The organism is Microbacterium sp. ISL-103 (assembly GCF_018613995.1).
GTDB lineage: Bacteria > Actinomycetota > Actinomycetes > Actinomycetales > Microbacteriaceae > Microbacterium.
In genome coordinates, this window is sequence record NZ_JAGGPD010000439.1 from 1 (window position 1) to 3,181 (window position 3,181).

Consider the following 3,181-nt stretch of genomic DNA (forward strand, 5'->3'; position numbering starts at 1 on the left):
GGCGACACTCGAAGCGCGACTCGCCCGGCGAAGCTGACTCCGCGGGTGCGTTGCCCGACCAGTTGTCCTTGCGGCGGGTGGCCGATCCGCCCGCACGCATCATGAACGCGAGCGACAGGCTGGTGATGAGCAGGCCCGCGACGAAGACGATCGCCTGGAAATCCTCGAGCGACTGAGCCAGTCCCATGAGCCAGATGCCTCCGAGGAAGAGGATCATGAAGAAGATGAAGCTGAGGATCACGGGATCTCCTGTCGTAGCGGCCGCCCTCAACGATACCTTGTAGCGCAGACACCCCCAGGACGGAAGCCCCTGGTCCGTCGCCGCTAACCCTGATTTCGTTCAGGCATGAGCGCATCACTGACAGCCATCGCGACCTCCTGCACACTCAAGCCGTCTCCTGCCGAGTCGAGCTCCGACCTCCTCGGATCCCAGCTCCTCGCGGCCCTCGCCGAGCACGGGGTCACCGGTGAGGCCGTGCGCGCCGTCGACCACGTGATCAGCCCCGGTGTCGAGGCCGACATGGGCGGCGATGACCAGTGGCCCGCGCTGCGCGAGAAGGTGCGCGCCGCCGACATCCTCGTGTTCCTCACCCCGACCTGGATGGGGCAGCATTCGAGCGTCGCCCAGCGCGTGCTCGAGAGGCTCGACGCCGAGCTGAGCGAGACGGACGACGACGGGCGGCCGATCCTGTTCGACAAGGTCGCCATCGCCGGCATCGTCGGCAACGAGGACGGCGCCCACCACATCGCGGCGATCCTGTTCCAGTCGTTGAACGACGTCGGATACTCGGTGCCGGCGCAGGGCTCGGTCTACTGGAACGGCGAGGCGATGCAGACCGTGGACTACAAAGACCTCGACTCGACGCCCGAGAAGGTCGCGCAGGCCACGGCGACGGCCGCACGCAACGCGGCGCAGCTGGCCCGCCTGCTCAAGACCGACGGCTACCCGGCCGAGTAGCTCAGGCTCCGGCTTTACGGCCGTGGACGACGCGCGGCTGCACGTAGTCGTCGATCACGAGCTCGCCGCTCGCATTGAGGGCGTGCATCATCTCCTCGATGCGGTGCTTCTCGATGTTCTGCGGGTCCGCCGAGGTGAACAGGAACTGCAGCGGGATCGCCGGGTGGATCCACACCGTCAGGCGCCCGGGGTCGCCGCCTTCTCGAGGCAGCCACGTCATCATGAAGCTCTCCTGGCGGCGCAGCTTCGTTCCGACGATGACCTTCAGATGCGCGAGCGTCTCGTCGTCGATGAGGATCGGCTCCGAGGTGCCGTCATACCGCAGTCTTCCCATGAAGGAAACCGTACCCCGTGCGCGCGCTCCCGCGTGCACGCGCGCGACATCGTCACCTGTCCGACACGTCGCCCGGCGTCATCCCGAGGCCATCAGGTGGCGCGCGGCAGTACCGTGGATCCATGACCGCTCCCGTCGATCCGACAACCACGTCCGCCTGGTCCGAACTCTCCTCACTGAGGGAGTCGACCACTGCCGATCTGCGCGGGTGGTTCGCCGCCGACGCGACCCGCGCCGAGCGGCTGTCGTTCCCGCTGGCCGACCTCCACGTCGACCTCTCGAAGAACCTCGTGACCGACGAGATCCTCGACGCGCTCCTGCGCCTCGCCGAGCAGACCGGCGTCGCCGAGCGCTACGCCGCGATGCTCGAGGGCGCCCACCTCAACACCTCCGAAGACCGGGCCGTGCTGCACACGGCTCTGCGTCGCCCCGCCGGCGCCTCCCCCGCGCTCGTCGTCGACGGGCAGGATGTCGATGCTGACGTGCGGGGAGTCCTCGACGCCCTGAGCGCCTTCGCGACGAGGGTCCGCGGAGGCGACTGGCTCGGCCTCACCGGCAAGAAGGTCACGCACGTCGTCAACATCGGCATCGGCGGCTCCGACCTCGGACCTGTGATGGTCTACGAGGCGCTCAAGCCCTATGCGGATGCCGGCATCGAGGCGCGGTTCGTGTCGAACATCGACCCGACCGACCTCGCCCAGAAGACCGCCGACCTCGACCCCGAGACGACGCTCTTCATCGTCGCGTCGAAGACCTTCACCACCCTCGAGACGCTCACCAACGCCCGTCTCGCGCGCGATTGGCTGTGGGCCGGCCTCACGGCATCCGGAGCACTCTCCGACAGCGACGACGCGCGCACCGACGCCGTCGCCCACCACTTCGTGGCCGTGTCGACCGCTCTCGACAAGGTCGCCGCCTTCGGGATCGACCCGGCGAACGCGTTCGGATTCTGGGACTGGGTGGGCGGCCGGTACTCGGTCGACTCCGCGATCGGGCTGTCGCTGGCGGTCGCGCTGGGTCCCGACGTCTTCCGCGACCTGCTGGCCGGGTTCCACGCCGTCGACGAGCATGTGCGAACGACGCCTCTCGCCCGCAACGTCCCGGTGCTGATGGGCCTCCTCAACGTCTGGTACGGCAACTTCCACGGGGCGCAGTCGCACGCGGTGCTGCCCTATGCGCAGCAGCTGAGCCGCTTCCCCGCCTATCTGCAGCAGCTCACCATGGAATCCAACGGCAAGTCGGTGCGCTGGGACGGCACCCCCGTCACCACCGACACCGGCGAGGTGTTCTGGGGCGAGCCGGGCACCAACGGTCAGCACGCGTTCTACCAGCTCATCCACCAGGGCACCCGGCTGATCCCCGCCGACTTCATCGCGTTCGCGAACCCGGCGTACCCGCTGAGCGACGGCGGACAGGACGTGCACGAGCTGTTCCTCGCGAACTTCCTCGCCCAGACCAAGGCCCTCGCGTTCGGCAAGACGGCAGACGAGGTCGAGGCCGAGGGCACGACCGGCGCGCTCGTCGCCGCGCGCACGTTCGCGGGCAACCGGCCGACGACCTCGATCTTCGCCCCCGCGCTGACCCCGCAGGTGCTCGGTCAGCTCATCGCCCTCTACGAGCACATCACCTTCACCCAGGGCACGATCTGGGGCATCAACTCGTTCGACCAGTGGGGCGTCGAGCTCGGCAAGCAGCTCGCGATGCAGATCGCGCCTGCGATCGGCGGCGACCAGGCGGCGATCGACGGACAGGATGCCTCGACCAGGGCGCTGCTGGCGTACTACCGCGCGAACCGGACGTAATCGGGCGGGGGACGCAGAAGGCCCCCCGGGCTTCGCCCGGGGGGCCTTCTTCTGTCCGTGGTCCCAAGGGCACTCCGCTTCCCGTGC

At 68.6% G+C, this 3,181-nt stretch carries 4 protein-coding genes; 2 read left to right on the plus strand and 2 right to left on the minus strand.

Going from position 1 to position 3,181, the window contains the following annotated elements; genetic code table 11:
• Positions 1–241, minus strand: a 241-nt coding sequence (locus tag J7E68_RS15285) for a hypothetical protein (RefSeq protein WP_215174014.1), incomplete at its 3' end; no start/stop codon positions are given.
• 105 nt (positions 242–346) lie between these two features.
• Between J7E68_RS15285 and J7E68_RS15290 the strand changes: the two genes are divergently transcribed.
• The gene (locus tag J7E68_RS15290; RefSeq protein WP_215174016.1) at positions 347–958 is read left to right on the plus strand and encodes an NAD(P)H-dependent oxidoreductase; all 612 of its coding nucleotides are present in this window, start codon (positions 347–349) and stop codon (positions 956–958) included.
• A 1-nt stretch (position 959) separates the two neighbouring features.
• On the opposite strand, the gene J7E68_RS15295 is transcribed toward J7E68_RS15290, so the two are convergent.
• On the minus strand, positions 960–1,292 hold the full coding sequence (locus J7E68_RS15295; protein WP_215174019.1) for a hypothetical protein: 333 nt from the start codon (positions 1,290–1,292) through the stop codon (positions 960–962).
• A gap of 122 nt (positions 1,293–1,414) precedes the next feature.
• Between J7E68_RS15295 and pgi the strand changes: the two genes are divergently transcribed.
• Positions 1,415–3,094: a glucose-6-phosphate isomerase gene (gene pgi, locus J7E68_RS15300; RefSeq protein ID WP_215174021.1), complete on the plus strand. Its 1,680-nt coding sequence runs from the start codon at positions 1,415–1,417 to the stop codon at positions 3,092–3,094.
• The last annotated feature ends 87 nt before the right edge of the window (positions 3,095–3,181 follow it).

Excerpts from the sequence above, each read along its gene's own strand:
- J7E68_RS15290 (WP_215174016.1), top strand. The coding sequence starts at position 347 with ATGAGCGCATCACTGACAGCCATCGCGACCTCCTGCACACTCAAGCCG.
- J7E68_RS15295 (WP_215174019.1), bottom strand. The coding sequence starts at position 1,292 with ATGGGAAGACTGCGGTATGACGGCACCTCGGAGCCGATCCTCATCGAC.
- pgi (WP_215174021.1), top strand. The coding sequence starts at position 1,415 with ATGACCGCTCCCGTCGATCCGACAACCACGTCCGCCTGGTCCGAACTC.